16 protein-coding genes and 1 pseudogene are annotated in these 25368 nt (G+C 66.0%); 7 read left to right on the top strand and 10 right to left on the bottom strand.

What is annotated here, in order from left to right; genetic code table 11:
* The first annotated feature begins 22 nt into the window (after positions 1-22).
* From sdhA to ACH4TV_RS26505, 4 genes are all read left to right on the top strand, one after another.
* Positions 23-1777: a succinate dehydrogenase flavoprotein subunit gene (sdhA, locus tag ACH4TV_RS26520; protein ID WP_398402215.1), complete on the top strand. Its 1755-nt coding sequence runs from the start codon at positions 23-25 to the stop codon at positions 1775-1777.
* Entirely contained in the window at positions 1777-2556 is a 780-nt protein-coding gene (locus ACH4TV_RS26515) for a succinate dehydrogenase iron-sulfur subunit (RefSeq protein ID WP_398402213.1), read from the top strand. Before sdhA ends, ACH4TV_RS26515 begins: the two co-directional genes overlap by 1 nt.
* Before the next feature lie 187 nt (positions 2557-2743).
* A complete protein-coding gene (locus ACH4TV_RS26510; protein ID WP_398402211.1) occupies positions 2744-3535 on the top strand; it encodes a hypothetical protein in 792 nt (263 codons plus the stop codon).
* 110 nt (positions 3536-3645) lie between these two features.
* Positions 3646-3894: a hypothetical protein gene (locus tag ACH4TV_RS26505; RefSeq protein ID WP_398402210.1), complete on the top strand. Its 249-nt coding sequence runs from the start codon at positions 3646-3648 to the stop codon at positions 3892-3894.
* Between the two features lie 75 nt (positions 3895-3969).
* Here ACH4TV_RS26505 and ACH4TV_RS26500 read toward each other — a convergent pair whose 3' ends face one another.
* Entirely contained in the window at positions 3970-4659 is a 690-nt protein-coding gene (locus tag ACH4TV_RS26500; protein ID WP_398402208.1) for a Uma2 family endonuclease, read from the bottom strand.
* 357 nt (positions 4660-5016) lie between these two features.
* On the opposite strand from ACH4TV_RS26500, the gene ACH4TV_RS26495 reads away from it, so the two are divergent.
* The gene (locus tag ACH4TV_RS26495) at positions 5017-6393 is read left to right on the top strand and encodes an FG-GAP and VCBS repeat-containing protein (RefSeq protein ID WP_398402206.1); all 1377 of its coding nucleotides are present in this window, start codon (positions 5017-5019) and stop codon (positions 6391-6393) included.
* Between the two features lie 76 nt (positions 6394-6469).
* Here ACH4TV_RS26495 and ACH4TV_RS26490 read toward each other — a convergent pair whose 3' ends face one another.
* Together ACH4TV_RS26490 and ACH4TV_RS26485 are read right to left on the bottom strand one after the other, a co-directional pair.
* Positions 6470-6685 carry a hypothetical protein gene (locus tag ACH4TV_RS26490; RefSeq protein WP_398402204.1) on the bottom strand — a complete coding sequence of 72 codons (216 nt, stop codon included), beginning with the start codon at positions 6683-6685 and terminating at the stop codon, positions 6470-6472.
* A 187-nt stretch (positions 6686-6872) separates the two neighbouring features.
* Positions 6873-7079 (bottom strand): hypothetical protein, encoded by a 207-nt coding sequence (locus ACH4TV_RS26485; protein ID WP_398402202.1) that lies wholly within the window; start codon positions 7077-7079, stop codon positions 6873-6875.
* Between the two features lie 157 nt (positions 7080-7236).
* Between ACH4TV_RS26485 and ACH4TV_RS26480 the strand changes: the two genes are divergently transcribed.
* Both ACH4TV_RS26480 and ACH4TV_RS26475 read left to right on the top strand, forming a co-directional pair.
* Complete coding sequence (locus ACH4TV_RS26480) at positions 7237-8460, top strand: helix-turn-helix domain-containing protein (protein WP_398402201.1); 1224 nt, start codon at positions 7237-7239, stop codon at positions 8458-8460.
* Positions 8457-8984 carry a flavoprotein gene (locus ACH4TV_RS26475; protein WP_398402199.1) on the top strand — a complete coding sequence of 176 codons (528 nt, stop codon included), beginning with the start codon at positions 8457-8459 and terminating at the stop codon, positions 8982-8984. Before ACH4TV_RS26480 ends, ACH4TV_RS26475 begins: the two co-directional genes overlap by 4 nt.
* A gap of 161 nt (positions 8985-9145) precedes the next feature.
* On the opposite strand, the gene ACH4TV_RS26470 is transcribed toward ACH4TV_RS26475, so the two are convergent.
* From ACH4TV_RS26470 to ACH4TV_RS26440, 7 genes and pseudogenes are all read right to left on the bottom strand, one after another.
* The gene (locus ACH4TV_RS26470; protein WP_398402197.1) at positions 9146-9445 is read right to left on the bottom strand and encodes a hypothetical protein; all 300 of its coding nucleotides are present in this window, start codon (positions 9443-9445) and stop codon (positions 9146-9148) included.
* Between the two features lie 380 nt (positions 9446-9825).
* Positions 9826-14857: pseudogene (locus ACH4TV_RS26465) on the bottom strand (polymorphic toxin-type HINT domain-containing protein); the annotation flags it as partial.
* Positions 14858-14991: 134 nt separating this feature from the next.
* Positions 14992-15219: a hypothetical protein gene (locus tag ACH4TV_RS26460; RefSeq protein WP_398402195.1), complete on the bottom strand. Its 228-nt coding sequence runs from the start codon at positions 15217-15219 to the stop codon at positions 14992-14994.
* The gene (locus ACH4TV_RS26455) at positions 15216-15419 is read right to left on the bottom strand and encodes a hypothetical protein (protein ID WP_398402193.1); all 204 of its coding nucleotides are present in this window, start codon (positions 15417-15419) and stop codon (positions 15216-15218) included. Before ACH4TV_RS26455 ends, ACH4TV_RS26460 begins: the two co-directional genes overlap by 4 nt.
* A 399-nt stretch (positions 15420-15818) precedes the next feature.
* A complete protein-coding gene (locus ACH4TV_RS26450; RefSeq protein ID WP_398402191.1) occupies positions 15819-17063 on the bottom strand; it encodes a helix-turn-helix domain-containing protein in 1245 nt (414 codons plus the stop codon).
* A 98-nt stretch (positions 17064-17161) separates the two neighbouring features.
* Positions 17162-18001 carry a hypothetical protein gene (locus ACH4TV_RS26445; protein ID WP_398402189.1) on the bottom strand — a complete coding sequence of 280 codons (840 nt, stop codon included), beginning with the start codon at positions 17999-18001 and terminating at the stop codon, positions 17162-17164.
* A gap of 117 nt (positions 18002-18118) precedes the next feature.
* On the bottom strand, positions 18119-25033 hold the full coding sequence (locus ACH4TV_RS26440) for an RHS repeat-associated core domain-containing protein (RefSeq protein ID WP_398402358.1): 6915 nt from the start codon (positions 25031-25033) through the stop codon (positions 18119-18121).
* Positions 25034-25368: the final 335 nt, after the last annotated feature.

Below are 25368 nucleotides of genomic sequence, written 5' to 3'. Positions count from 1 at the left end.
ACAAGGGGCTGAGGTAATTCTGATGAAGATCCACAAGTACGACACCGTCATCGTCGGCGCGGGCGGCGCCGGCATGCGCGCGGCCATCGAGTCGACGAAGCGCAGCCGTACCGCCGTACTGACGAAGCTCTACCCGACCAGGTCCCACACGGGCGCCGCGCAGGGCGGCATGGCCGCCGCGCTCGCCAACGTGGAAGAGGACAACTGGGAGTGGCACACCTTCGACACGATCAAGGGCGGTGACTACCTGGTCGACCAGGACGCCGCCGAGATCCTGGCGAAGGAGGCCATCGACTCGGTCCTCGACCTGGAGAAGATGGGCCTGCCGTTCAACCGGACGCCCGACGGGACGATCGACCAGCGCCGCTTCGGCGGTCACAGCCGGAACCACGGTGAGGCGCCCGTCCGCCGCTCCTGCTACGCGGCCGACCGCACCGGTCACATGATCCTCCAGACGCTGTACCAGAACTGCGTGAAGGAGGGCGTGGAGTTCTTCAACGAGTTCTACGTCCTCGACCAGCTGATCGTCGAGGTCGACGGTGTGAAGCGGTCGGCCGGCGTCGTCGCCTACGAACTGGCGACCGGCGAGATCCACGTCTTCCAGGCGAAGGCCGTGATCTACGCGTCCGGCGGCTGCGGCAAGTTCTTCAAGGTGACGTCGAACGCGCACACGCTGACGGGTGACGGCCAGGCGGCGGTCTACCGTCGCGGGCTGCCGCTGGAGGACATGGAGTTCTTCCAGTTCCACCCGACCGGCATCTGGCGCATGGGCATCCTGCTGACGGAGGGCGCCCGCGGTGAGGGCGGCATCCTCCGCAACAAGGACGGCGAGCGCTTCATGGAGAAGTACGCGCCGGTGATGAAGGACCTGGCGTCACGTGACGTCGTCTCGCGGTCCATCTACACGGAGATCCGCGAAGGGCGGGGCTGCGGTCCCGAGGGCGACCACGTCTACCTCGACCTGACCCACCTCCCGCCGGAGCAGCTGGACGCCAAGCTCCCGGACATCACCGAGTTCGCCCGTACCTACCTGGGCATCGAGCCGTACACGGACCCGATCCCGATCCAGCCCACCGCGCACTACGCGATGGGCGGCATCCCGACGAACGTCGAGGGTGAGGTGCTGACCGACAACACGACGGTGGTACCGGGCCTGTACGCGGCCGGCGAGGTCGCCTGTGTGTCGGTCCACGGCGCCAACCGCCTCGGCACCAACAGCCTCCTGGACATCAACGTGTTCGGGAAGCGCGCCGGTATCGCGGCGGCGGAGTACAGCCAGAAGGCCGACTACGTCGAACTCCCCGAGAACCCGGCGGAGTTGGTGATCTCCCAGGTGGAGCACCTGCGCGACTCCACGGGCACCGAGCGGGTCGCCGCGCTGCGCCTGGAGCTCCAGGAGACCATGGACGCGAACGTCATGGTGTTCCGTACCGAGCAGACGATCAAGACGGCGGTGGAGAAGATCGCGGAACTCCGCGAGCGCTACCGGAACGTCTCGATCCAGGACAAGGGCAAGCGGTTCAACACGGACCTGCTGGAAGCCATCGAACTCGGCAACCTGCTCGACCTGGCCGAGGTCATGGCGGTCTCCGCCCTGGCCCGCAAGGAGTCGCGCGGCGGTCACTACCGCGAGGACTACCCGAACCGCGACGACATCAACTTCATGCGCCACACCATGGCGTACCGCGAGGTGGGTGACGACGGCACCGAGTCCATCCGACTCGACTACAAGCCGGTCGTCCAGACCCGCTACCAGCCGATGGAGCGTAAGTACTGATGGCAACCCCTGTTCTGGACAAGGCGGACGCGGCCGGCGAGCCCGAGCCCGGCTTCGCCGACTCCCCGTACATCACGGCCACCTTCCGCATCCGCCGCTTCAACCCGGAGGTCGCGGCCGAGGCGGTCTGGGAAGACTTCCAGCTGGAGATCGACCCCAAGGAACGCGTCCTCGACGCCCTCCACAAGATCAAGTGGGACCAGGACGGTTCGCTGACGTTCCGTCGCTCCTGCGCGCACGGCATCTGCGGCTCGGACGCCATGCGGATCAACGGCAAGAACCGTCTTGCCTGCAAGACCCTGATCAAGGACATCAACCCGGCGAAGCCGATCACGGTCGAGCCGATCAAGGGTCTGACAGTCCTGAAGGACCTCGTCGTCGACATGGAGCCGTTCTTCCAGGCGTACCGCGACGTGATGCCCTTCCTCATCACGAAGGACACGAACGAGCCGACGCGCGAGCGCTTCCAGACGGCGGAGGACCGGGAACGGTTCGACGACACGACGAAGTGCATCCTGTGCGCGGCCTGCACGTCGTCCTGCCCGGTCTTCTGGAACGACGGCCAGTACTTCGGCCCGGCGGCGATCGTCAACGCCCACCGTTTCATCTTCGACTCGCGTGACGAGGCGGGCGAGCAGCGCCTGGAGATCCTGAACGACCGGGACGGCGTCTGGCGCTGCCGGACCACGTTCAACTGCACGGACGCGTGCCCTCGCGGGATCGAGGTCACGAAGGCCATTCAGGAAGTGAAGAGGGCGCTGATCACTCGGCGGTTCTGATCTTTCGCACGGTCTGTTGATTCGCCTGAGGGCTCTGTTTCCGTATCGGCGGGAGCGGGGCCCTCAGTCGTTCCGGCAGGCGTTCCGGTAGCCGTTCCGGCAGTCGTTCCGTATGACGGCTCACATGCCTCTCAATACCCACCAGTACGACTAGGAACTTGGTCAACTCCCGTTACAGACTGGGCACATGACCAACCTGAGGAAAACGATCGCAGCACTGTCGGCCGTCGCGGCGGCAACGGCCACGATGCTCGCGATACCCCCCACCGCCTCGGCAACTCCCGCCCCGTACAAGACACTTGCGCAGGAGAACTTCAACCACCTCCCGCTCGGCCCGGTAACGGCCGGCCGCGGCTGGACGACGGACACCTCCGACGGCACCCTGACCGTCGCCCCGAGCTCGACCGGCAAGGGCCGCGAACTCCGCATCCATACGGAGGGCAACGGCCGCGCCTTCGTCGTCTTCCCCAACCTCTCGGCACCCGGCAACAGTTACTGGGCCCGCCTGCGCCTGCGCGTGGACGCGTTCCCCACGGCCCCCGACTGGGCCCACTGGACGATCGCGGAGGCCTCCGGCTCCGACTCCCCCGCGCTCGTACGCCCGTTGGGTGGCCAGTACGCCCCCACGGACAAGGGCAACTTCTGGGGCGTCGGCCACGACCTGGGCCCGACGGGCGACTGGACGTCGTGGAAGACGTCGGCACCGGCGGTCGCGGACAAGTGGCAGTGCGTGGAGTTCCATCTCGACGCCACGGACAACCGGGTCACGGTGTACTTCGACGGGGTCGAGCAGTCTGATCTGACGGTCTCCACCAAGAACCACGGCGGTGCGCAGGACTCCGACTTCGTCTTCCCGACCTTCGACAAGCTGAAGCTGGGGTGGCAGTTGTACCAGGGGGATCCGTCGCCTTCGTCGTACGACGTGCGGATGGATGACATCGCTTTGAGTACGGGACGGGTTGGGGGTTGCGGGGGCTGACACGTCAAGGCCAGTGGGCGGAGTGGTTCGGCCGCTCCGCCCAGTGTCTGAAACCCCATCCGCCGAGTGGCCGTTCGCGTGGTGAAGCGGCAGCGGAAAGGGGCAGGCCCATGACCACTTTCCACTCGTGGGACGAAGTCAGAGGAGAGGTCTTCGACACCGAGGACCTGGAAGTGATCGCCGCGGGAGCCCCGAACTGCTCCACTGTCCGGCTGCGACCACGCGGAGGCTCGGCGCCGTCCGCGCTCTGTTGCTGCTGCGGCGGCGGCGCGACGCGGACGGCGGACCTCGCTCTGATGCAGGTCGACCAGATGGAGCAGGATGCCACGGTCGTGGCACTGATCACGCGCCGCTGCTGAGTCCAGTCCGGTCCCGCTACGGCGGTCAGGGCCCCGTTTCCCGGTTACGCGCCGGGGCGGGGCCGTTTGCGCATGTCAGGCGTCCGGTGCGCCCCGACCGGCGTCGTTCCCGTCGCCGCTGTCGTCGTTCCCGTCGGCTGTTCCCTGGGCTTCCGCGTTGTCCGCGATGACGAACGCCGATGTGTCGAGTTCGAAGTCGAACGGGGCGGGGACGCGCACGGGCCGCCCGAAGGGCACATTGGTCCGCGACCGGTAACCCTTCGGAGACGGATCCCAGAAGACGTTGATCTCCTGCATCTTCATGTCGAGCAGGAGATACACGGGCACGATCCGCCCGTAAGTGTCCATCTTGTCGAGCCAGTCGACATCTTTGGTGGAGTCGGAGGTCAGCTCGGCGGCGAGGGAGAGGGCGGCTGCATCGGCGTGGCGGCCTTCGTCGTCGAAGGCTGCTTCGTCGGCGACGTGGAGGTCAGGCCCGAAGCCACGCTGGGATCCGGGAAACCTGAAGAGAAAGGGCGCCACATCGACGTCGTGCCCCTCCGGGGCGTGGGGCTCAAGTTGCAGCCGCAGGGCCTTCATCGCCTTCTTGTAACGCAGCTTCGACCACGGCGACACGACGATCTTCCCCCGGATGAGTTCGGCCTTGTAGCCGACAGGTGTGTCCATCTCCTCGACGATCCGGAGCATGTCTTCGAAGGACCCGGTCGCAGGAGCGCCTATGGCTGCGTCTGTGGCTGCGTCTATGGCTGTCGGACGCTCGGTCATGATGGTCACCACGGTCCTCAACTGATTACAGAGCGTGTCGCTTCTTCACGATAGCGCCGGGCTGTTCCAACCGGCGGCGAAACCGTCCTCGTCCCCGGACGGAATCGATCACCACAGGGATGAACCCCTACGCATGAAAACCGCTGAGCCCCGGCGTACAACCTTCCCGGCACATCGTGGGTCCTATCTGCACTTCCCGTTCCGGCGGCGAAGCCGCCGCTCCGATCAGCACGACCGGCTCCGGTACCCCGGACCCCGTTCGCGCGGGCGGCACGGCCCTGCCGTACGGCCCCTGTCCGGACGGGTGCGACCAGACCACCGCGGGCGCCGCAAGGCCCCGCGTACCGCAGGAGACACATGTCCATACGCACCACCGGTCGCCTGGTCCTCGCGACCGCAACGTCCGTCGCGCTGGCCGGCGGGTTGCTCACCCTGTCGGCAGGCCCCGTGACCGCGGCCACCCAGGCCAAATACGCCGACGACTACAACGGCGACGGCTACCGCGACTACGCGTTCGGGGACGGCGGCGACTCGGTCACCGTGACCTACGGGACCGCCACGGGTCCGGGCACGAAGAGCAAGAGGTTCACGCAGAACAGCCCGAACATTCCGGGCACGTCCGGGGATGCAGGAGGGTACGGCGACGGGTTCGGCGGCTCCCTCGCGAACGCCGACCTCAACCGGGACGGGTACGCCGATCTGGCCATCGGCGACCGGTCCGAGAAGGTGGGCAGCAGAATCGCGGCGGGCGCGGTCACCATCCTGTGGGGCGCCAAGGCGGGCCTGGGTGCCAAGGCGACCCGCATCCCCGTCACGGCCAACTCCTACTACGGTTTCGGCGCCGCACTCGCGACCGGCGACTTCAACGGCGACGGCAAGCCGGACCTGGCCGTCGCGGACGGAGTCGGAACGGTCTACATCTACCGGGGCGGCATCGGCCCGGCCGGTACGACGGGCAAGGTCACCAAGCACGACCACCGGGACCTCGGCGAAACCACCGCGCTCGTCGCCGGAAGGGTCACGAAGGACAACGCCACGGACCTCTATGTCCTCGGCCAGGGCTACAAGGGCGACGCGGGGACCCAGGCCGCCTGGTTCCTGCGCGGCGGCGCCACAGTCACGTCGGGCAGGCTCACGACGTACAACAACTCGCAGCCCGACTACGGTCCGACGGGCGTCATCGCCGACTTCGACAAGAACGGCTACGGCGACCTCGCGGTCAGCGATGTCCCGCACAGCAAGAGCGCGGGCTCGGTCGTCATCCTGCGCGGGAGCAGCACCGGCCCGGTGAGCACGTACTCCCGCCTGACGCAGGCGACTTCGGGTGTCGCCACGGACGCCACGAAGGGCGACGCCTTCGGCTACTCCCTCTCCGCCGGCGACACCAACCGCGACGGTTATCCGGACCTCGCGGTCAGCGCCACGGGAGAGAAGGTCGGCTCGGTCGCGAACGCCGGTGGCGTGCACGTCCTGCGCGGCAGCAGGAGCGGCCTGACCGGCGCCGGTTCCAAGTGGTTCACGCGGGCTACGGCGGGTGTGCCGGGCGACACCGGGCAGTACCAGATGTTCGGCCTCGCCGTCCGCCTGCGCGACATCGACCGGGACGGTGACGCGGACCTCTTGATCTCCGGACAGAACGGCGGCACGAACGTGCTGCTTCGGTCGGGGGGCGCGAGTGGCGTCACGGTGGGGGCTGCGAGCGAGGTGGGGGTTCGGGCCGGGTTCCCGCAGTAGGGGCACAGTCCGGTAAAGGGCCCGGTGACCGACGTCATGCGTTGTCTGTCGGTCACCGGGCCCCGCCGTTCACGTTTCAGGTGGCGGAGTTCCCGGCGCGGAGCGCGCGGATGCTGGCCAGCAGTGCGAGGGGGTACGGGTCCGGCTGTACGAGGTGCGCGTGCGCACTGTGTGCCCACAGCACCTGGCCAGGGCCGGAGTTGACGTGCACGTACGCCACCATGACCGCGTCGTCCGGGTCAGTGATCAGCCCGTCGCAGTGACGGCAGACATGCAGCGCCGACGGCGTCATGAGACGTCCCCGGGTGGTGAGGCGTGGCAGGTACAGCCGCACCGGCGCATCAGCAGCAGCCCGCGGCCGTGGGGCAAGGGCACGTCCTCGGTCTGGCGGCAGGCGCGGTGCAGATCCGCGTACTCCGGCCGCTGTGCGACCGTGCATTCCGCCGACGGGGGCGGGGTGTCTGTGGCGGCACGGATGCTCACAGTGCGGCCTCCCGCCTGCGGTGAAGCGGGCAGGCGCAGGGTGGGAACCCGTTCCTCAGGGGGAGCGGACCGTCGCTTCCCAGAACCCCGATCGTGCCTCGGTCCTCGACGATCTCGCCGCTTCCGCTGCTCACGGTGTAGACGTGGATCGTCATCCTGACCCCGGGTTCGCACTCCTGCTCGGGGGCTGTAGCTTGCGTCATGTCGACCTGCTTCCTTCAGGTGGGCCACCGCCCCGGGGCCGCGCGAACGGTCGCCGGGGTATTCGATGGGTTACTGCGCTCTCGGACCGTAAGGGCTGCATAACGGTGAGTAGGCACGCAATTTGCGTGCGCCATACGCCGGTTACCAGGGGGCAGGGTGGACACGAGGGGAATCGGCAGGCGCGTTGCCTACTGGCGCGAGCGTCGCCGCATCACCCAGGCGGACTTCGGGGCGCTCATGGGCATGTCCCGGAGATGGGTCCAGGACCTGGAAGGAGGGCAGCGGCAGAGCGATCCACGGCTGTCCGTCCTGGAAGGGGCGGCCCGGGTGCTGTCAGTACGTCTGGAAGACCTGCTGTCGGACGTTCCGCTCGGCAAGGGTGGCGAGTGTGTGGACGGCACCGAACTCGCAGCGATTCGCAGCACGTTGCAACACCACGACGTGATCACCGGCTCCAGCGACGGAACCGCTGCCGAGCCCGTCCCCGTCGAGACGCTGAGCAGCAACGTGGAGTACGGCTGGACTGCGTTTCAGGCAAGCCATTTCGCCTCGCTCGGCCGCGTAGTCCCAGGGCTTCTCATCGACGCCAACCGTGCTGCTGCCAGGCATGAAGGAGACTCACAGCTCGCGTCGTTCCGACTGCTGTCCATGTCCCTGCAACTGGTTGAGGCCGTGGCGATCAAGTTCGGCGACACCGGCTTGGCATTCGTGGCGGCCGACCGGTCCGTAGCGGCTGCCGAGCGATCCGGCGACCCGGTCACCATGGCTGCGGCGGCCCGGCACCTTGCCGACGCGATGACTCACCACGGGCAGGCCGCCGCCGCTGTCGAGTTCGCCCTTGCGTCCGCCAGCCGTCTGGAAGGCGACCTGATCGGGCGCGGCGCAGACGGACTCTCGGTTCTGGGAATGCTCTACCTCAAAGCCGCCATGGCCTCAGCCACCAACGAGAACCGCAGCGCCGCTCCCGACCTTCTCGATCAGGCCGACCAACACGCCGCGCAGCTCGGAGTAGACGGCAACGCGATGTTCACCGCGTACGGACCAACGAACGTTGCCGTGCACCGCGTTGCCGCGCACGTACGGCTCCGCGAAGGCGCCGAGGCCGTTGCCGCCACTGAGGGCATTCCGGCGCCGCGCCGCGATGCCCTGCCGCGCGAGCGGCGCGCTCATCACCTCGTGGACCTCGCATACGGCTACACACAGGCCGGCCGTCGTGAACAGGCTGTCGAGACACTGCTCCTGGCCGAGGAAGAGGCTGCGGAAGAGGTGCGCTGCCGCCCCAACAGTCGCCAACTCGTCGAGGATCTGCGTCTTCTCGGCGCCGGAAGTGCCGAGGGGCGCTTGCAGGCACTCGCCACACGGTGTGGACTGCCTGGGTGACCAAGATCCTGTATCTGATCTCCTGCGCCGCTCCGCCTGCCCAGTCCGTCGCCACCGGCATACGCAAGGCCCAAGCCGCCGGGTGGGATGTCTGCCTCATTCTCACGCCCTCCGCGTATCGCTGGCTTGAGAACGACGTCGCCGAGCTTCGCGAGCTCACCGGATACCCCGTACGCCACCAGTACAAGTTGCCCGCCGAATCAGATGTGTTGCCAGCGCCGGACGCGATTCTTGTAGCCCCCGCCACGCTCAACACCCTGACCAAGTGGGCGGACGGTCACGCCGACACACTCGCCCTCGGACTCGTCACGGAGGGCATCGGCCTGCGGCTACCGATCGTCGCGCTGCCGTATCTGAACCAGGCCCAGGCGGCGCATCCTGCGTTCAACCGGAGTGTGTCCATTCTCCGGGAATGCGGAGTGACTGTGCTTCTTGGCGATGGGGGGTTCATCCCTCATGTGCCCAAGCACGGTGATCTGGAGGCGTATCCGTGGGATGCGGCTCTGGCTGCCCTGTCTGCGTGATCTCAGCCACCGACCCCTCACCTACGCACTAGGGCAGATCGATGAGGACCCCGACGACGCCCCAGCCGTCGTCCGCTGAGGTTGCGTGAAGAGCCTTGCCGGGAGGTCTCGGTGGGGCTCTTCACGTAGTCGCTACTGCTGCCCTGAGGCACAACAGCGCCTCAATTGCGGACGACCGAGGAAACCCAGACCGTCACATCGCTTGCGATTCCTGACACGGTCCCGCCAGCTACGACGCGATGTTCTCTCCTTGCCGGGTTCCGGTACTCCACTTCGAGCCGCTTATCTGAACCCAAAGTCACAACAACGTACCACTGATTTTCGGACGCCTGCGGCTCGACCGTAAGAAATGAATTGTCGGGATAACTAAGCTCGCCGATCAAATCGAAGAGCAAGTCTTCCGAGATCCCGTCATACGACTCGCCGCTCTCAGTTTCCACGGTGTACGGACTTGGCGACATGCCACCTCCATTATTTAGCAGGTGGAGTATCTATCCACCGTCACGATCCCTGAAGAACCCACCGCCAGTGACGTACTGCAGATCCTTCTCCCAAGACTGCGTAGGCGCCACAGCCCCTCTGTGCGGTTCAAAGTTGAGCGGCCCGGGATGCCTCTCCGTCATATAGCGCTCAACATCAAGAGCGTCCCGCCTGGAGTCGTAGTTCCTGAGGATTACCATCCGAGTCCCGCCCTCGTAGTCCGAGTTCTTGTAACGACCGACGGGATTCTTCGATATTCCCCATTTGAGCAATTCGCCATTCTTCGGGTTCACTAGTGCATACATGGACGTCTGCCCAGCGTCGGGAAATGGACCACTAATTGGCTTCCCAGTACTGAACGACGGACAGGTTGAGTTGTGAACGAGAACCGGAGTTTCGCCCGCCAGCACATAGTACGTGTGCAGATCGTCAACGGTGAGGTTGTAGGTGCGAGCATGCTTGGCGAAGGCACCATTGCCGGTAACGATGACCGTGTCGCCACCATCGGTGAGCAGGGTCATGCCCGGCTTGAGGTCGCTCGCTTCGGTCCAGTCCCGCTCTGACGGTGACCAGAAGGGGTGCTCGTGCGTGGCCGTGAGCTTCTCGATGCCGTTCGCTGTGGCGATTGATAGCTCGTTGAAGTGCTTGTCATCCTCGGTGACGATCAGACGAGTGACTCTTCTGGGGCCAGTCTCGCCGGTTTCGGGGTCGGTGGCCTGAACCTTGTCACCGACTTCGATGTCCTCGATGTCCTTCGTAGTGCCGTCAGCTAGAAGGACGTCGGTTCCGGCGAGGAAGCACTTGGTGCAGGCGCCGACTGTCTTATTCTTTGGCTTAGACTTTACGCCCCCAGTTCTGGTCCCAAAAATAGCAGCCAGAGCACTCGGAACCTGATAGGCGTCACTAGAGGTGTCATAGCCCTGTCCCGCCACCCAATTGTCGAACTGGGCCCCGTAGTCACAGCCCGGCGTTCCGGGACCTCCGCTTCCCCAGCAATCTGAGTCAACGATCCAGCCAACCAATTCCGCCGTGTGAGGAACATTACTCACCACGCCATAGAAAGTTTCCCCGACGCCGGAGCATATGCCCGAAAGTGGCCCCCACGATCCGCATCCTCCTGAATCCCCGGAGCCTCCCTTTGTATCATCGCTGCCCGAGGTGGCCGGGGTGGTAGAAGCGGTGCTCTCAAAGACACCACCGTCACTGACACACCCACCAGGCTTGGTGCACGGCGTAAGTCCTCCGCCGCCCTCGGCCGCGAACATCAAACCACTGGGGTCGCTCTTGCTGACTGGACTGTTATTGGCGTACGCGTACCCGTTCATCTGCAACGGATCCGCAATATCAATAATCGGGTCTGCCGAGATGAACCGCCCAGACGCCTGGTCGTACTCCCGAGCCCCGATATGTGTAAGCCCCGTAGCCGAGTCGTCGATCCCGACGCCCAGGTAGCTTCGCTTGTTCGGCCAGCTTGCCGGCTTCGGGCCGCGCACCTCGCCGTACGGCTTGAACTCCCGCCGGGTCACCGGCTGGGTGGTGTTTGTGACGTCGACCGTCGTGTTGGCGGTGCCGAGGTGGTCGGCCAGCATCACGTTGCGCTTGTGGCCGGTGGTCGCGGCGTTGCTCGTCGTGCGGACGACCGTCGGGGCGCCGGGGTGGGCGTACGAGCGCGAGGCGCGCACGATCGCGCCGCTCGCGTCCGTGGTCACCTCTGTTTCGCCCAGGTAGAGGGTGGAGCCCGACGGGGAGTTCTCCAGAAGGCGGTTGCCGGTCGCGTCGTAGACGTACGTCGTTGTCGTGCCGTCGTCCGTGATCGTGGCGGGCTTGTTCTCCTGCGTCCACGTCAGGTTCTGCGTTGCCGCCGCGAGGTCGCGGACCGTCGTGTTGCCCACCGCGTCGTAGTCGTAACTGCTGCCCTGGCCAGTCGGGGTGGTGCCGATCCAGCCCAAAGTGTGGGGCTGCTTGCCCTCGCTGTTGCCGTAGTTGTAGTTGAAGGTGACGTTCTTCGTCGCGTCCGCCGGGTCGTGTTCCGTCAGCGTCGCGCGGTTGCCCAGGCGGTCGAACGTGAACGACTGGCGGTAGGCCGTCGCGCCCGTTGCGACCGTCGCCGCGTCCGGAGCTGATGCCAGCAGGGTCGACTGAAGTGACGCGTCCGGCGTGGCCACGTCCGTCGACGTGTCCGGGGCGTCCGCCACCGGGCCCGAGGAGGCGGCGTAGTCCTTGCGATGCCCCCACGTCGTGCCGTTCGACGCCTTGCAGCCCTGGCCGTCGACCGGAGTGATCTTCGACGTCCAGGCGTTGACCAGCTCGCCCATCACGTCGTACGTGAAGCACTGCGTGTCCCAGGGCGCACCCGTAACGTCCGACAGCTGGCGGGAGTTGGACGTGATCATGCCGGACTGGTCGTACGAGTAATAGCTGTCCGTGATGCGGTGTTCGGCCACCTCGCGGTCCGTGACCGTGCGCTGGAGGCGGCCCGTCGCCGGGTCGACGAAGTTCGTCGTCCAGACACGGTAGGGCTGTGCGCCGGACACCGTGCGCAGGGGCTCACCGTACGGGGAGTAGGTGACGTCCGAGGTGTACCAGGTCAGGCCCGCGGTCGATTCCGGCAGGCCGTCGCTGTTGTAGCGGGTGACCACCTTCTCCTGCGGCAGGCCGCCTACCTCCGGCAGCGTGACCGACAGCGGCTTTCCGGTGGGTGTGTACGTGTACCCGTAGGGGTACTTGCGCGAGAGCCCCGCGGTCGCCGTGCCGGCCGCCGGGATCTCCGTCTCGGTGCCCGTGGGGCGGTAGTCCGTGTCGTAGCCCGTGACGCGGTTGGTGTAGTCGCCGGTCGGCGTGTGCCGGACCGACGCGACCGGCCGACCCAGTGCGCCCGGCAGGCTGTCGTACGAGAACGACTTCACCGGCTCGGCGGTCGCCGAGCCCTCACGGACGTATGTGACACGGCCGAGCTCGTCGTACTGCGTGAACGTCGTCCGGTTCTCCGCGTCCGTCACCTTGTTCGGGCGGTCCGCAGCGTCATAGCCCGTGTCCGTCTTGCCGACGTCCGGATCCGTGGTCGACTTCACGCGGCCCCGGGCGTCGTACACGTACATCCACGTGTTGCCCGCCGGGTCCTTCACCTCGGTGCGGTAGCCGCGGGCGTCGTACGTGTACGTCGTCGTGCGGCCCGCATCCGTGCTGACAGCGTCCTTGTAATGGCGGATCGAGGTGACGCGGCCGAGGGCGTCCGTGTACGTGCGCGTCCGGGGGCTCGTCGAGCCGGCCGGGTTCACGTACGTACTCGTGTCGCTGTAGGTCGTGAACGTCGCGTACTTGAACTCGCCCGCGTGGTACGTCGATTCGCGGTACGGGCGTTCCAGACCGTCGTAGCGGAATTTGACCTTGCTCGGGATCAACGTCTCGGATCTGGGTTTGAAAAGGGCAATCGTCGGCTCGCCCTGTGCGAGATACGGGCCCTTCTGGTCGTCCACCAGTCCGTGGTCGTCGTACGTCGTGTCGGTGATGACGCGGCCGGGGCCGTGTGCCTCCGACTGGGTCTGCACCTGGCGCAACAGACCGTCGTACAGGGTGACTTGTCTGCTGTAGGTGCCGTCGTCCTTGAGTGTGCTGGTGGTGACTGCGGCGGGGCGGGTGACGCTGCCCGTGGCGACCGCCGGCTCGTAGTCGATCACCACGTCCGGCTTGCCGCCCGCCGAGCGGGACGGGGACCAGCCCGTCACCAGGCGGCCGAGGGCGTCGTACCCGTTGCGCGTGACGCGGTTGTTGGCGTCGGTGACAGTCAGGGCCAGGCTCCGGCCCGGGTCGACGGTCGTCCTGACGCTGTGGCCCTTGGCGTTGATCGTCCGTACTTCGGTGACCGGGCCGCCGCCCTCGTCAGCAGTCGGTGTGTACTCCGTCCTCGTCATGCCCGCCGCCGGCTTCGTGACCGTCAGGATGCGGCCCATCGCGTCGTACGTCGTGCTCGCGGCGACCACGTCCCCGGTACCGGCGCCGTCGACGCCAGTGACCGTCGTCACCAGACCCCGCGTCGGGACCTCGGCGTCGCCTGTGCTTCCGTCGTAGTTGTGGCGCACCGACTTGATGAGCCTGGTCGCCGGGTCCGCCGTCGCATACCCCGCGCATGAAGTGCCCGTGCTGCGCTGCGTCTTGGGCAGGCCGATCAGCCATGCCGAGGGGTTGTGGACGTACGTCGTCACCGTGCACGTCTGGTTGGAGAGGGTCTCGGCGGTGCCGTTCGGCTTGACCACCGCCGTCTCGACCTGGATCGGCAGGCCGTAGGGGTCGTCCACCGATGTCAGCGTGCGGACGGCCTGCCAGCTCGCGTCGACGGTCTGGATCTCGTCCGTACGCCTGACACCGCTGCGGTGAGCCAGGAGCGGATCCATGTCCGTGGCGTTCTCCGCCTCACGGGGGCGGGACGCGGTCTGCTTCGACCAGGGGAAGTTCAGAGTGCGCTTCTGGACCTTCATACCGGAGTCGAGGTAAGTGATGCTCTCCGCCGTCATGCCTGCGTACTGCCGGTCGTCGTCCGCCAGCAGCGTGTACATGTCCTTGGAGTCCTTCACTTCACCCCCCACACCCAGGAAGTAGCGAGTCTTGGAGTACGACTGGGCCTGGAGGACACCGTTCCCGGGGGCGATGCTGCTGCCCTTCGTCACCGACACCTCGCGGTAGCCGCGCCAGTCGCTGAACGAGCGCAGGGACGGGCGGCTGAACTCGTCGTCGCTCCTGGACCAGGCCGGGCCCCCGTACGTGTAGGAAGTCCTGATGTCCTGGCCGTGCGAAGTGACCTTGTCCCGCTCCGTGACAGAGTCGACGACGTACTTGTTGAACCACGCCTTCCCGGGGTCCTTGTCGTCGCCGTCCGGGGACCAGTGGACCGGATAACACGTGCCGTTGTTCCGGCCGTGGTCCGTGGCCGGTGCGGTCGCGCAGCCGCCCGTGTACTCGACCTCGATGTCGCCACCGCTCTCGGTGGACACCGTGCCGATACGAGGGCGGGTGAAGCCGGGACGCTGGTCGCCTGGGCCGGTGCGGACCAGGTTGGGGAGCTGTTTGTCCCTCAGCCGCACCTTCAGCGGTGAGTCCGAACCGACCTTGTACTCGGCGAAGCTGACGCCATCCGGGTGCTGGAGGGTGCCGGTGCTGTCGCCGGGGGCGAAGCCACGGCGGGTGATCGAGTTCAGCCAGAGGCTGGGAGCCGTGTCGTACCAGTCCTTCGGGAAGGACTGGTTGAGGGTGTACGTGTCCACCTTGCCCGGCCCTGTCTGGCCGGCCCGAGCCGCCTTCGTCGTGATCGTGTCCAGGCGCTTCTGCGTCCAGAAGGACGGGAAGGCGGGGCACATCTTCGACGTGGACTTGCAGTTGAGGTTGCCGGGGGTGTCCCACCGGGCGGGTACTGATCGCTCGGCGCTTCTGGCATCCCCTTCCGGAGTGCTTCGCTACATCCATGGACGAAGAACAAGGGGTGGTTTTCAGCCCACTGAACTGTGTGCTCGCCACGCTCAGCGGGCCGAAGTCCTTACTGAGTACGGGTTACCCTCGCGTGGTCCGTTACGAGGCGTCGGAAGAGGTCGTGCCCCGTGCGGCCGGTGTGGCGCAGTGCCCAGACTTGGGCCGTGTCCTGCTCATCCTGCGGGCCGGACTCGGCGGCACAGCCGGAGGCGACGCAGAACACTTCGAAGGTGACCCCGGAGTCCGGGACGTGCGTGATCGTGTGCGAGACATACCTCATGGTCGTGCGGTTCATTCGGACACCTCGGCGGGGAGCGCGACGGCTGCCCTCGTGGCTGTCCCGTCCTCGTCCGCTTCGTCTGTCTCGTCTCCAGGGGGAGCGGGCAGGCGCATGCCCCGGCTCTCCGCGACTCGGAGGGCGTCGCTCAGGCACGCGCCGAGTTGTGCCGCCACGTACCGCAGCTCGGGTGCTGACGCTTTGGGGTCCTCGATCATTTCCCGGGAGTGTGCAAGTACCTCTGTGCCCATGGAGAGTTGCACGGCTTCCATGTCGTCGGCGAGACGGGAGAGATAGCCTCCGCGGCTGTCCGTGCGTAAGAAACAGGGATTGCCCTCCGGCGAGGGCCACGGCAGAAGGCGCACCAGCGTTGACGTGTTGTCAGAGATTTCCTGGCGTTGCCGTTCTTTGTCCGTTCCGTGCACCACTGTGCGCTCCTCCTCCGGTCGTTGCGTAGGAGCGACCGTATGAGGGAACGGGAATTTTGCCCGACGGGCATGCGCGACAGTTCGGGCCGGTGGGCCGTGGAACTACCACGCTGCGTGGTAGTTGCCGGTCGGCGGCCAGGTGGGCGGGCTGAGCGCCTGCGTAGGCGGGGCTGTCTGGCCGACGGGGCGTCAGCCGATGACTCCCAGGTGACGGCCGACTTCACGCATCTCAGGAGTCAGTGTCCGCTTGCGCTTGGCAGCGACCTCTTCCCACGTGTAGGCGGCCATGTTCTGCTGATCGAGCCAGTTCGGCGCCACGCGGCAGAGCCGTACCAACTCCTCTTCTGCGCGCGCCGAGTCGCCAGTACGGACGTGGGCGCGGGCCACGTCCAGAGCGAAGCGATTGCGGTTGTTCTTCCCCGGGGATCCGAGACGCTTCCAAGCCCTTGGTGAGAGGGCTTCCTCTTCCTCGGCCCTGCGGGCCACGGCCCGTGCGTCGCCAATGATCATCGCGTCTTCGAGCGATTTCATGGCTGCTGTGACGGGACCGAAGGAGTTCGTGCCGGGAAGTCCGTACTGGTACTCGTGGCCGATGGCGGCTGCAGCGACGGAAGCGGCCCGACGGTAGTCCCTGGCCTCCTGCGGACGGTTGTTGCGAATGGCGGCTGCCGCCGCCTCCATCGCCATCGTTCCCCATACCGCGTAGCGATCGGGGTCGGCACCGGTGATCCTCGGCTCCACCAGGTCCATCGCGTCGACGGCCACGGCCTCCGCTTCATCAAACCGGCCGGTCCGCAGCAGAACGAAGCAGAGGCTCTGGGCCTTGGCGGCTACGGCCAAGTTGTCATCGGCCTCGCGTGCGTCCGCGATGGCGCCTCTCACAGCCGTATGGGCGATGTCGAACTGGCGGATCTGTGTGAGGTACAGCCCGGCCAGGTGGAGCACTTCCGCGCGGGCGAGCAGCGCCTGCCGCCGCTCCTCTCCGTCGGCGTAGTAGGCAATCGCCGCATCGGCGGCGCGCACCAACCCCGGGAGAGCCGCCGCGAGACTTTCGTAGCGGCCCACAGGGTAGAGAAGGGCAGCGTCGTTGGTCTCACGTCGCAGACGGCGGATGTCCGGCTCGTCACCCGGCAGTTGGGGCGCGGTCGGCGAGGACAGCGCGATGGTCGGGGTCAACGCGATACGAAGATCCCGGAGGTTCAGACGCTCCGGCCGGTTGCGCCTCTCGCGCTCCGGCGGATCTTCCGCCAGCAACTGTGACGTCTTTACGTTCAAGGCGCGGGCGATGGTGTGCAGAGTCTCCATCGAGCAGCTACCGCCCTGTTCGACCTTCGCGACGGTCGAGGGCGAGAGATCGGCTGCACCGGCCAGTTCGAGCTGGGACAGCCCAGCTTGACGACGGTGCTTTCGGACGTTGTCCCCAAGTGCGCTCATGGACCCGCCTCGTAGGTGGTGTGCGTCGTGGCTCTACGGTACGCCGCACGGACCAACTACGGGCACGAGCACTTACCAGCTCATGCAGGCCGAACTTGTTACCTGGGACCCCGCTCAAACTGACCGGCATCCTCCGGAACGAACCGGACCTCGGGGTTTGCCGGATCGAACCGCGGAAGGCCAGGGGGTAGGACCGGGGCCAGGTTCTCGAACGTCCTGCGCATTGCCTCGTCTGAGTACCCTGAGATCGTCTCGGTCGCCTGCAGCACAGTTCCACCCGACGCGAGAGGGACGACCCGGTGAAAGGCACCGGTCCGCTCCAGGAAGTCAGCCCCACCCAACTCTTCAGTCAGCTCCTCAGGACACACCGTGACCCATGCATAACCACGTAGGAAATTCCGCGCCTCGGCAACTGACCTCCAGATTTTTTTCCTCAGGACCGCATCGAGGTTCGTCTTTTGCTGCATCGGCTCACCTACGCAGACCCGACCGAATGCCGGGTTCGCCGAGTTCAATGCCGAAATCAGGAAGTCAACGATGGAAATGCAAAATACGACATCGTCGACTCTCGCTGCATCGTCTCCGCTGAGCAAAAGCTGGACTTCGACATTGGGCTGCCTCACCAGGATACTCGAACTACTCACATGTACCGCTGGCCGCTCCGAGTCGGCGAGTGTAACTATTGCAGCCGCAACTTCAGGGCACCGCATCAACTCCTGGCGCATCGAGTCCCATTCTCCCGAGGCAAGTGAGAATTCCCTATATTTCTCACCCTCCCTCATCTGTGACGTCGCAAGTGATGTGGCGGCGTCTCTGCGCTCAAGTTCCAGGAATCCGGCCAGCGGCCCGGCGAGAGCCGCCTCGAACCAGGACGCGATTCCCTGTCCCGTCCCGCCTTCCGTCCTGGAATCGAGGGTCACACTCGCCAGCAAGCTCACCGAAGACCTCCTTGTTCACACCGTATGCCGTCAGCGCAGGTATGCCCGTCCTCACGAGGCGGCTCCCCCCAAGGCGCCCGATAGCCGAACGGCCGACCAGGGGCCATCCGAAACGTCCTAAGCCGCGAGCTCATAGAGGACTGCAGCCCCAGCACCGATACCATGGCCCGCTGGCGTCATCAGCACAAACCCCCCAAGTGCGGACAAGACCTGGCCAGTCTCCGTTCCCCAAAATGATCCCTGTCCCGACGGGAGTGTTTCGTAGAAACCCGTGGCTGACGGCGAAGGGCCGACGGTCGGCTGACTCGACGAGCGAGGGATAGCCTCCGCGTTCGGGCTGGCCCCGGGCATGGGACTCGGAACTGCGGACCGCTGGTTCCTCCTGTCACGGTCGGTTCCGTAGTAGCGCATTCCCTGGTAATCCTGGTCAGACCACACTCTGCCTTTCTTGTTCGCTCCAAACATGAAACTCCCGGAGGCGAGCGCCGGACCCTCGGCTACGTCTCGTTCGTCCCCCTGCCCCTCCAAGAGCTCCTGCAACTTGTTGACATAGCGCGCAAGCTGCACCGGACCCTTCACGAACGCGTACTGGTGTTCCTTGGACTTTGTCGCGGACTTGCTGGCGTACGGCTTCACCTCCCAGATGTAGACCTCTCCCTTCGCCCAGAAGATCACATCCGCATACCCCTTGCTCCCTGAGCCGTCGGCGGCGCCACCCGGAATCAGGTTGGCATCATTCGACCCGTCGCCGACGCCAACCGTCACGTATCCCTCGATGCCATTCGTCTGCGCCCAGCTCGCAGCGGCGAACCCGGTAGTGCAGATGGCAGCGTCATGCGCTGATTTCTGCATCGACAGGCAATTTCCAAGGTTCGTCACGCCTCCGTTGCGTTCGCCCCCGGTGGTGTTGCCTCCACCACCACCTGAGGTGCCGCCCCCGCCTGAGTCGTTGGCGCCCTTTGCGTCGCCGTTCCCGCCCGACCCGCCGCCGATGACCGAGCCGGGGGTGAGGATGAACAGCCCGGTCGGGTCGCTCTTGCTGACGGGACTGTTGTTGGCGTACGCATACCCGTTCATCTGTAGCGGGTCCGCGAGATCGATGATCGGGTCGGCCGAGAGGAAGCGCCCCGATTTCTGGTCGTACTCCCGCGCCCCGATGTGCGTCAGACCAGTCGCCGCGTCATCGATGCCGACGCCAAGGTAGCTACGCTTGTTGGGCCACGCAGTCGGTTGAGCGCCCCGCACCTCGCCATATGGCTTGAACGCCCGTCTCGTGACCGCCTGGCCACTCGACAGCTCCACCGACGTGTTCGCCGTACCCAGATGGTCCGCGAGAAGCACGTTCAGCTTGTGGCCCGTCGTCGCGCCGTTGCTCGTCGTGCGGACCACCGTCGGGGCCCCCGGGTGGGCGTAGGCGCGGGAGGCGCGGGTGATCGTGCCGGTGGAGTCTGTCGTTACCTCGGTCTCGCCCAGATGGAGGGTCGAGCCTGAAGGGGAGTTCTCCAGAACACGGTTGCCGTCGGCGTCGTAGACGTATGTCGTCTTCTTGCCGTCGTCGGTGATCGTGTCGAGCCTGTTTTCGGACGTCCAGGTCAGATCCTGGGTCGTGGTGGCGAGGTCGCGAACAATGGTGTTGCCCGTCGCGTCGTACTGGTAACTGCTGCCCTGACCCGTCGGGTTGGAGGCGACATAGCCCAGCGTGTGTGGCTGCTTGCCCCCGTCGTGGCCATAGCCGTACTGGAAAGTGACGGTCTTGCTCGCGTCCGCCGGGTCGTGTTCCGTCAGCGTGGCCCGGTTGCCGAGCCAGTCGAAGGTGAACGACTGACGGTAGGACGCACCGCCCGTGGCAACCGTGCCCTCGGCCGGAGCCGCCGCGGCCAGGGTCGAGGTCAGCGTGGCATCCGGGGCCGTCACGTCCGACGACGCGTCCGGGGCATCCGCCACCGGACCCGACGACAGCGCATAGTCGTCACGGGGACCCCAAGTCGTGCCGCCCGCCGACTTGCAGCCGACGCCGGTCGTTCCGTCGGGCCTAATGTTTGACGTCCAGGCATTGGCCAGCTCGCCCAGCGCGTCGTATGTGTAGCACTGGGTGTCCCAGGTCTCGCCCGAAGAGTCCTGCATCAGGCGAGCGTTGGACGTGATCGTGCCGGAGGCATCGTAAGAGTAGGCGGCGTCCGTGATGCGGTGCGGGCTTATGGTCTCCCGGTCCGCGATCGTGCGCTGGAGACGGCCGGTGTGCGGGTCGACGAAGTTCGATGTCCAGACGCGGTAGGGCTGCGCCCCGGACACCGTGCGCAGGGGCTCGCCATACGGCGAGTAGGTCACATCCGACGTGTACCAGGCCAGACCCGACGTCGACTCCGCCAGACCATCGCCGTTGTAACGGGTGACCACCTTCTCCCGCGGCAGCCCGCCCGCCGCCGGCAGCGTCACCGACGACAGCTTCCCCGTGGGGGTGTAGCTGAACGAATACGCGTAAGTGCCGGCCAGTCCCGTCGTCATGCTGCTGGGAGGAACGACCGTCTCATGGCCGGTTGGCCGGTAGCCCACGTCGTAGCCGGTGACGCGGTTTATGTAACTGCCGTTCTCAGTGCGTCGGGTCGACGATGCCTGCTGCCCGAGCCCAACCGGCAGGGAGTCGTAGGCGAATTCCTTAACAGGTGTGGCGGTTTCGGAGCCCTCGCGGATCTTAGTGATTCGGTTCAGGACGTCGTACTCCATGTACGCCGTCTGCTGGCGGGCGTTGGTCAGCTTCTTCGCTCGGTCCGCCTCGTCGTAGTCAGTGCGGGTGGTGCCTGTATCCGGGTCGGTGGTGGACATGACCCTGCCGCGGGCGTCGTACGTGTAGGTCCAGGCGTTGCCCGCCGGGTCGGTGACTTGATCGCGGTTGCCCCGGGCGTCGTACTCGTACGAAGTCGTGCGCCACTGACTGGAGTTGGTCTTCGTGAACTGCTGGACAGAGGTGACCCGGCCGAGCGCGTCGGTGAACGTCTTGTACGACGGTGCGGTCTGTCCGGGCGGGTCGACGAAGGTGCTGGTGTCGCCGTGCGTCGTGTATGTCCCGTACTTGAAATTGCCGTCGTGGTACGTCGACTGACGGACCTGGCGCTCCAGCCCGTCGTAGCGCAGTTTGACCCAACTGGGGATCAGCGTCTTGGACTTGGGGGCGAAGAGTGCGGCGCCCGGTTCGCCCTTGGCAAGGTAGGCGCCCGTCTGTTCGTCGGGCAGGCCGTGGTCGTTATAGGTGACGTCTGTGACGATCCGGCCTGGGCCGTGGGCCTCGGACTGGGTCTGGACCTGACGCATCAGACCGTCGTAGATCGTCACCTGGCGGCTGTAGGAGCCGTCGTCCTTCAACGTGTTAGTCGTGATCGCGGCGGGGCGTGTCGTCTCGGACGTCGCGATCGCCGCCTGGTACTCGATCTCGACATCCGGTGACTGTGTCCCTACAGATCGTGCCGTCGACCAGCCCTTCACCAGACGTCCGAGAGCGTCGTACTCATTACGCGTGACATGGCCGTTGGGGTCGGTGACCTTGAGCGCTAGGCCGCGCCCCGGGTCGAAGGCCATGGTTGTTGCGTGATCCTTGGCATTGATCGTCTTGATCTGCGTAACAGGACCACCCGCATCAGCAGGGGTGTACTGGGTCTCACTGGTGCCCACACCCGGGCTGGTCACGGTGCGGAGCCGCCCCAGCGGGTCGTAGGTGTTCCTTGTGATGACCGAGTGGCTTGTCCCGGTCCCATCGATCTCAGCCACCGATGTAGGCATGCCTTGAGTCGGAGTCGCTCCGTGGGCCAAGTTGTCGTAGTCGGCCTGTACCGAACTGATCAGCTGAGTGGCAGGGTCGGCCGTGTCGTAGCCCGAGCATGACGTGGCGGTGGTGCGGCGCTCCTTGGCCAGGCCGATCAGCCAGGCGGATGTGTTGTGGACGTAGAAAGTCTTGGAGCAGGTCCGTTCGGACAAGGTCTCGGCAGTTCCGTTGGGCTTGACCACGGCTGTCTCCACCTGGACCGGCAGACCGTACGTATCCTCGACCGCCGTCAGCGTCCGCACCGCCTGCCAGTCCGTGCTGGTCGGCTGTGCCTTGTTCCCGACCGTCTGGAAGGCGTCCGTGCGCTTGATGCCGCTGCGGTGGGCGAGCAGCGGGTCCATGTCCACGCCGGTCTCGGCCTCCCGTGGACGGGACGCGGTCTGCTTCGACCAGGGGTAGTTCAGGGTGCGCTTGAGGACCCGCTTTTCGGAGCTCGCGTACGTAATGCTCTCCGCCGTCATCCCCGCGTACTGCCGTGCGTCGTCCGGGAGGAGCGTATACGTGCCGGTGGAGTCCTTGACCTCTCCTCCAGTGCCCTGGAAGTACCTGGTCACCCCGTACGACTGCGACTGCGGATCCCCGATCTGGGAGGTCGACTTGCTCCCCTTTGTGACCGCGACCTGACGGTAGCCGCGCCAGTCGCTGAACGTCCGCAGGGCCGGGCGCGTGAACTCGTCGTCCGACTTGGACCAGGCCGGGTCCGTATACGTATATCTCGTGTGGACCGGCTTGCCGTGCGACGTGACCTTGTCCGTCTCCGTCACCGAGTGGACCACGTACTTGTTGAACCACGACTTCGCTGGCGTCTTCTCGTCACCGTCGGGGGACCAACGGACCGGGTAACAGGTCCCGTTGTCCTTGCCCTTGTCCGTCGACGGCTCGCTCCCGCAGCCACCCTTGTACTCGACCTCGATGTCACCGCCGTACTCCGTGGCGACCGTGCCAATCCGGGGCCGGGTGAAGCCGGGACGCTGGTCGTTCGAGCCGCTGGAGACCAGGTTCGGAAGCTGGCGGTCCTTCAGTCGGCCGCGCAGGGGCGAGGTCGAACCGACGGTGTACTGAGCGAAACTGATGCCGGCCTCGGACTGGAGGGTGCCAGTGGTGTCGCCGGGAGCGAAACCGCGGCGGGTGATCGAGTTGAGCCAGAGGCCGGGGGACGTGTCGTACCAGTCCTCCGGGAAGGACTGGTGGAGCGCGTACGTGTCCACCTTGCCGAGGCCGGTCTGGCTGGCGCGGGCCGCCTTCGTCGTGATCGTGTCCAGGCGCCACTGCGTCCAGAAAGACGGGAAGGCGGGGCACAGCTTGGACGTGGACTTGCAGTTGAGGTTGCCGGGGGTGTCCCACCAGGGGCGGTACGCGCCCGGGTCGTCGGTCTTGGCGAAGTTGGCGGCCGTGCAATCTGTCTCGGACTTGAGGCAGCGCTGCTTGACGCCAAAATCGACCGTCGCGGACGGCTTCGTCAGGTCGGCTCGCATGCCGTACTCGATGGTCGTCGGGTAGGCGTAACGGTCGTACTGCTCAGGTGCCGTGAACTTCTTCTTCACGGCGTAGTAGTTCTTCTCCTGGTTCCAGCTGACTACCAGGGCGTTGCCGTGGACGTCGACGACCTTGTCCAGGCCCCAACGCCACGCCTGCTTCTTGCCCGCTCCGCAGCGGGAGTCAGCGAAGGCGGTGGCGCGGCAGGGTTCGCCTGGGTGGTTGCCGAAGACGGGAACGGTGGAGACGGAGTTGGTGTCAGCGTGGCCGCCGCCGACCGCGTTGAGGCCGTAGTAGTACTTCGTGCCGTCCGTGGTGGTGACGATCCAGTACTCGCCGTTGTTGTCGCCGTTGCTGCCGCCGCTCCGGTGCTCGACCCTGGTGCCGTCGTCCTGCATCGGACGGTAGGTCTCGGTGTCTTCCTCCGGCTTGCTGCCCAGGTCCAGGGGAGCGACACGCACCAGTTCCGTGGTCTTGCCCATCAGTGACATCACCGCGTTGAACGACACCCAGCACAGGTCGGACGTCTTGTCCTTCTTGGCCGTGTTGTTGGGCGTGCCGGAGTTCAACGTCTTGCGGTCGTCCTGGCATGTGCGGTAGCGGCGCTCGATGTGGCCGGGGTCGAAGTCCCAGCCCTCGCCGATCCAAGAGGCCTGGGGCGAGGAGACCGCCGTACGACCGTCAACCGTCTGCGAGTTGTAGGTGAGCGCGATATTGGGCGCGGGGCCCGCCGGGGCCGCCGGAACAGTCAGCGGGTACGACCACGTGAACGCGCCCGAGGAACCACCGGCCTCCCACTTACCGTTGGAGGCGAGCGGTGTGGCCTTGAACGAACCTCCCGCGCCGCCACCGGAGTCGACCGCCCCAATGACCGCGGTGTCGCCGGTGGCGGCAGCCTGAGTCGCCGAACTCCGGTAGGAAACCTGCGCTGTTGACGGTCCGCTGGCACTTGTCTCCTCGGCCGCGGCCTGGGTAACGGTCCCGTCAGCCGCGGTGTCGACCGTGGCCGTGATGGCCTGGGCCTTTGTGTCGTTGGCTGTGTCCAGTTCCTCGTACTCCTGGCAGGCCTCGACGTCCGGGGTCGTCAGGTAGCACTCGGGGAACTGTACGAAGCGCAGACGGGAGGCCCAGTCTGCGCCGTAGAGATTCTTGAACTTGGTGTAGTCGAGCTTTACCGAGAGCGGGACGGATCCGGTTGCCGGGGCCTGGACGGTGACGACGGCACCATCGACACCCTGAGAGACGGCTGCAGTACGGTCGAAGACCTTGACCTGCCAGGTTCCGGTTGGCGCCATCTGATCGGGCGCCTGTCCGAGGCTGACGGGCAGGTCCTCGACGGGCGTCAGGGCGACCTGTTGGGCGGTCGCGGCCGGGCGTACCGCGGCCTGCCCGGCGGTAGCGCTCCCGGTCGAGTCGAAGCTGACCCTCCCGGTGTCGGCGGGCGGCACCGCCGCCGTCCCCGTCGGCGCCTGTTCCAGGTCCTCAGGGATATCGACCTTCAGAGTCTCCAGGTCCCTTTCGAAGACCTTGCCCGTGACGGGCTCCTCCTCTTCGAGCGTCTCCAACTCCAGCGTTTCGCGGCCTTCTGGGGCGACGGTCGGATCGGGCGGCACCGCCAATGACTGGGCGGGCAAAAGACCCACCAGCAGGACTGCCCCGATGGCGGGTACGACGACCGTGCGCAGTCGGCGCGCATAGCGTGCACGGCGACGACGGGCAGGCAAAAAGCGACCGAACACGACGAGATCCCCCCGGACCACGTGAAGCGGGACCAGGATGCGGACCACGCGTGATGGCGTAACAGATGCCGCAGATTCTGTGACGGTTCTGTGGCGTTTCGCTAGATCACCTGTGCGGATGCGATGATCGACACGGTGCGTAACACCTTGTAGCGGTTGGTGATAGGTGGAGCGCGACCTATCCGAGGTATCGGAAGGTGTCACCCCTTTGCGATCTACTACGCAATTCTTAACTTCCCTTTACAAATGCCGCTCGAATCAGGGGAGTTAGTGGCATTTCATGCCGGTTGAGATCACGGCTGTCGCTCCGCGAGGCAGTTATCGGCGGGCGGAGC

The sequence above is a fragment of the Streptomyces sp. NPDC020898 genome, assembly GCF_044333925.1.
Lineage (GTDB): Bacteria > Actinomycetota > Actinomycetes > Streptomycetales > Streptomycetaceae > Streptomyces.
The sequence above is the reverse complement of the archived record's forward strand: the minus strand, read 5'-3'. Positions and strand labels throughout refer to the sequence as shown.

Coding starts and splice junctions, on each gene's coding strand:
- sdhA (WP_398402215.1), top strand. CDS start 23: ATGAAGATCCACAAGTACGACACCGTCATCGTCGGCGCGGGCGGCGCC.
- ACH4TV_RS26515 (WP_398402213.1), top strand. CDS start 1,777: ATGGCAACCCCTGTTCTGGACAAGGCGGACGCGGCCGGCGAGCCCGAG.
- ACH4TV_RS26510 (WP_398402211.1), top strand. CDS start 2,744: ATGACCAACCTGAGGAAAACGATCGCAGCACTGTCGGCCGTCGCGGCG.
- ACH4TV_RS26505 (WP_398402210.1), top strand. CDS start 3,646: ATGACCACTTTCCACTCGTGGGACGAAGTCAGAGGAGAGGTCTTCGAC.
- ACH4TV_RS26500 (WP_398402208.1), bottom strand. CDS start 4,659: ATGACCGAGCGTCCGACAGCCATAGACGCAGCCACAGACGCAGCCATA.
- ACH4TV_RS26495 (WP_398402206.1), top strand. CDS start 5,017: ATGTCCATACGCACCACCGGTCGCCTGGTCCTCGCGACCGCAACGTCC.
- ACH4TV_RS26490 (WP_398402204.1), bottom strand. CDS start 6,685: ATGACGCCGTCGGCGCTGCATGTCTGCCGTCACTGCGACGGGCTGATC.
- ACH4TV_RS26485 (WP_398402202.1), bottom strand. CDS start 7,079: ATGACGCAAGCTACAGCCCCCGAGCAGGAGTGCGAACCCGGGGTCAGG.
- ACH4TV_RS26470 (WP_398402197.1), bottom strand. CDS start 9,445: ATGTCGCCAAGTCCGTACACCGTGGAAACTGAGAGCGGCGAGTCGTAT.
- ACH4TV_RS26460 (WP_398402195.1), bottom strand. CDS start 15,219: ATGAACCGCACGACCATGAGGTATGTCTCGCACACGATCACGCACGTC.
- ACH4TV_RS26455 (WP_398402193.1), bottom strand. CDS start 15,419: ATGATCGAGGACCCCAAAGCGTCAGCACCCGAGCTGCGGTACGTGGCG.
- ACH4TV_RS26450 (WP_398402191.1), bottom strand. CDS start 17,063: ATGAGCGCACTTGGGGACAACGTCCGAAAGCACCGTCGTCAAGCTGGG.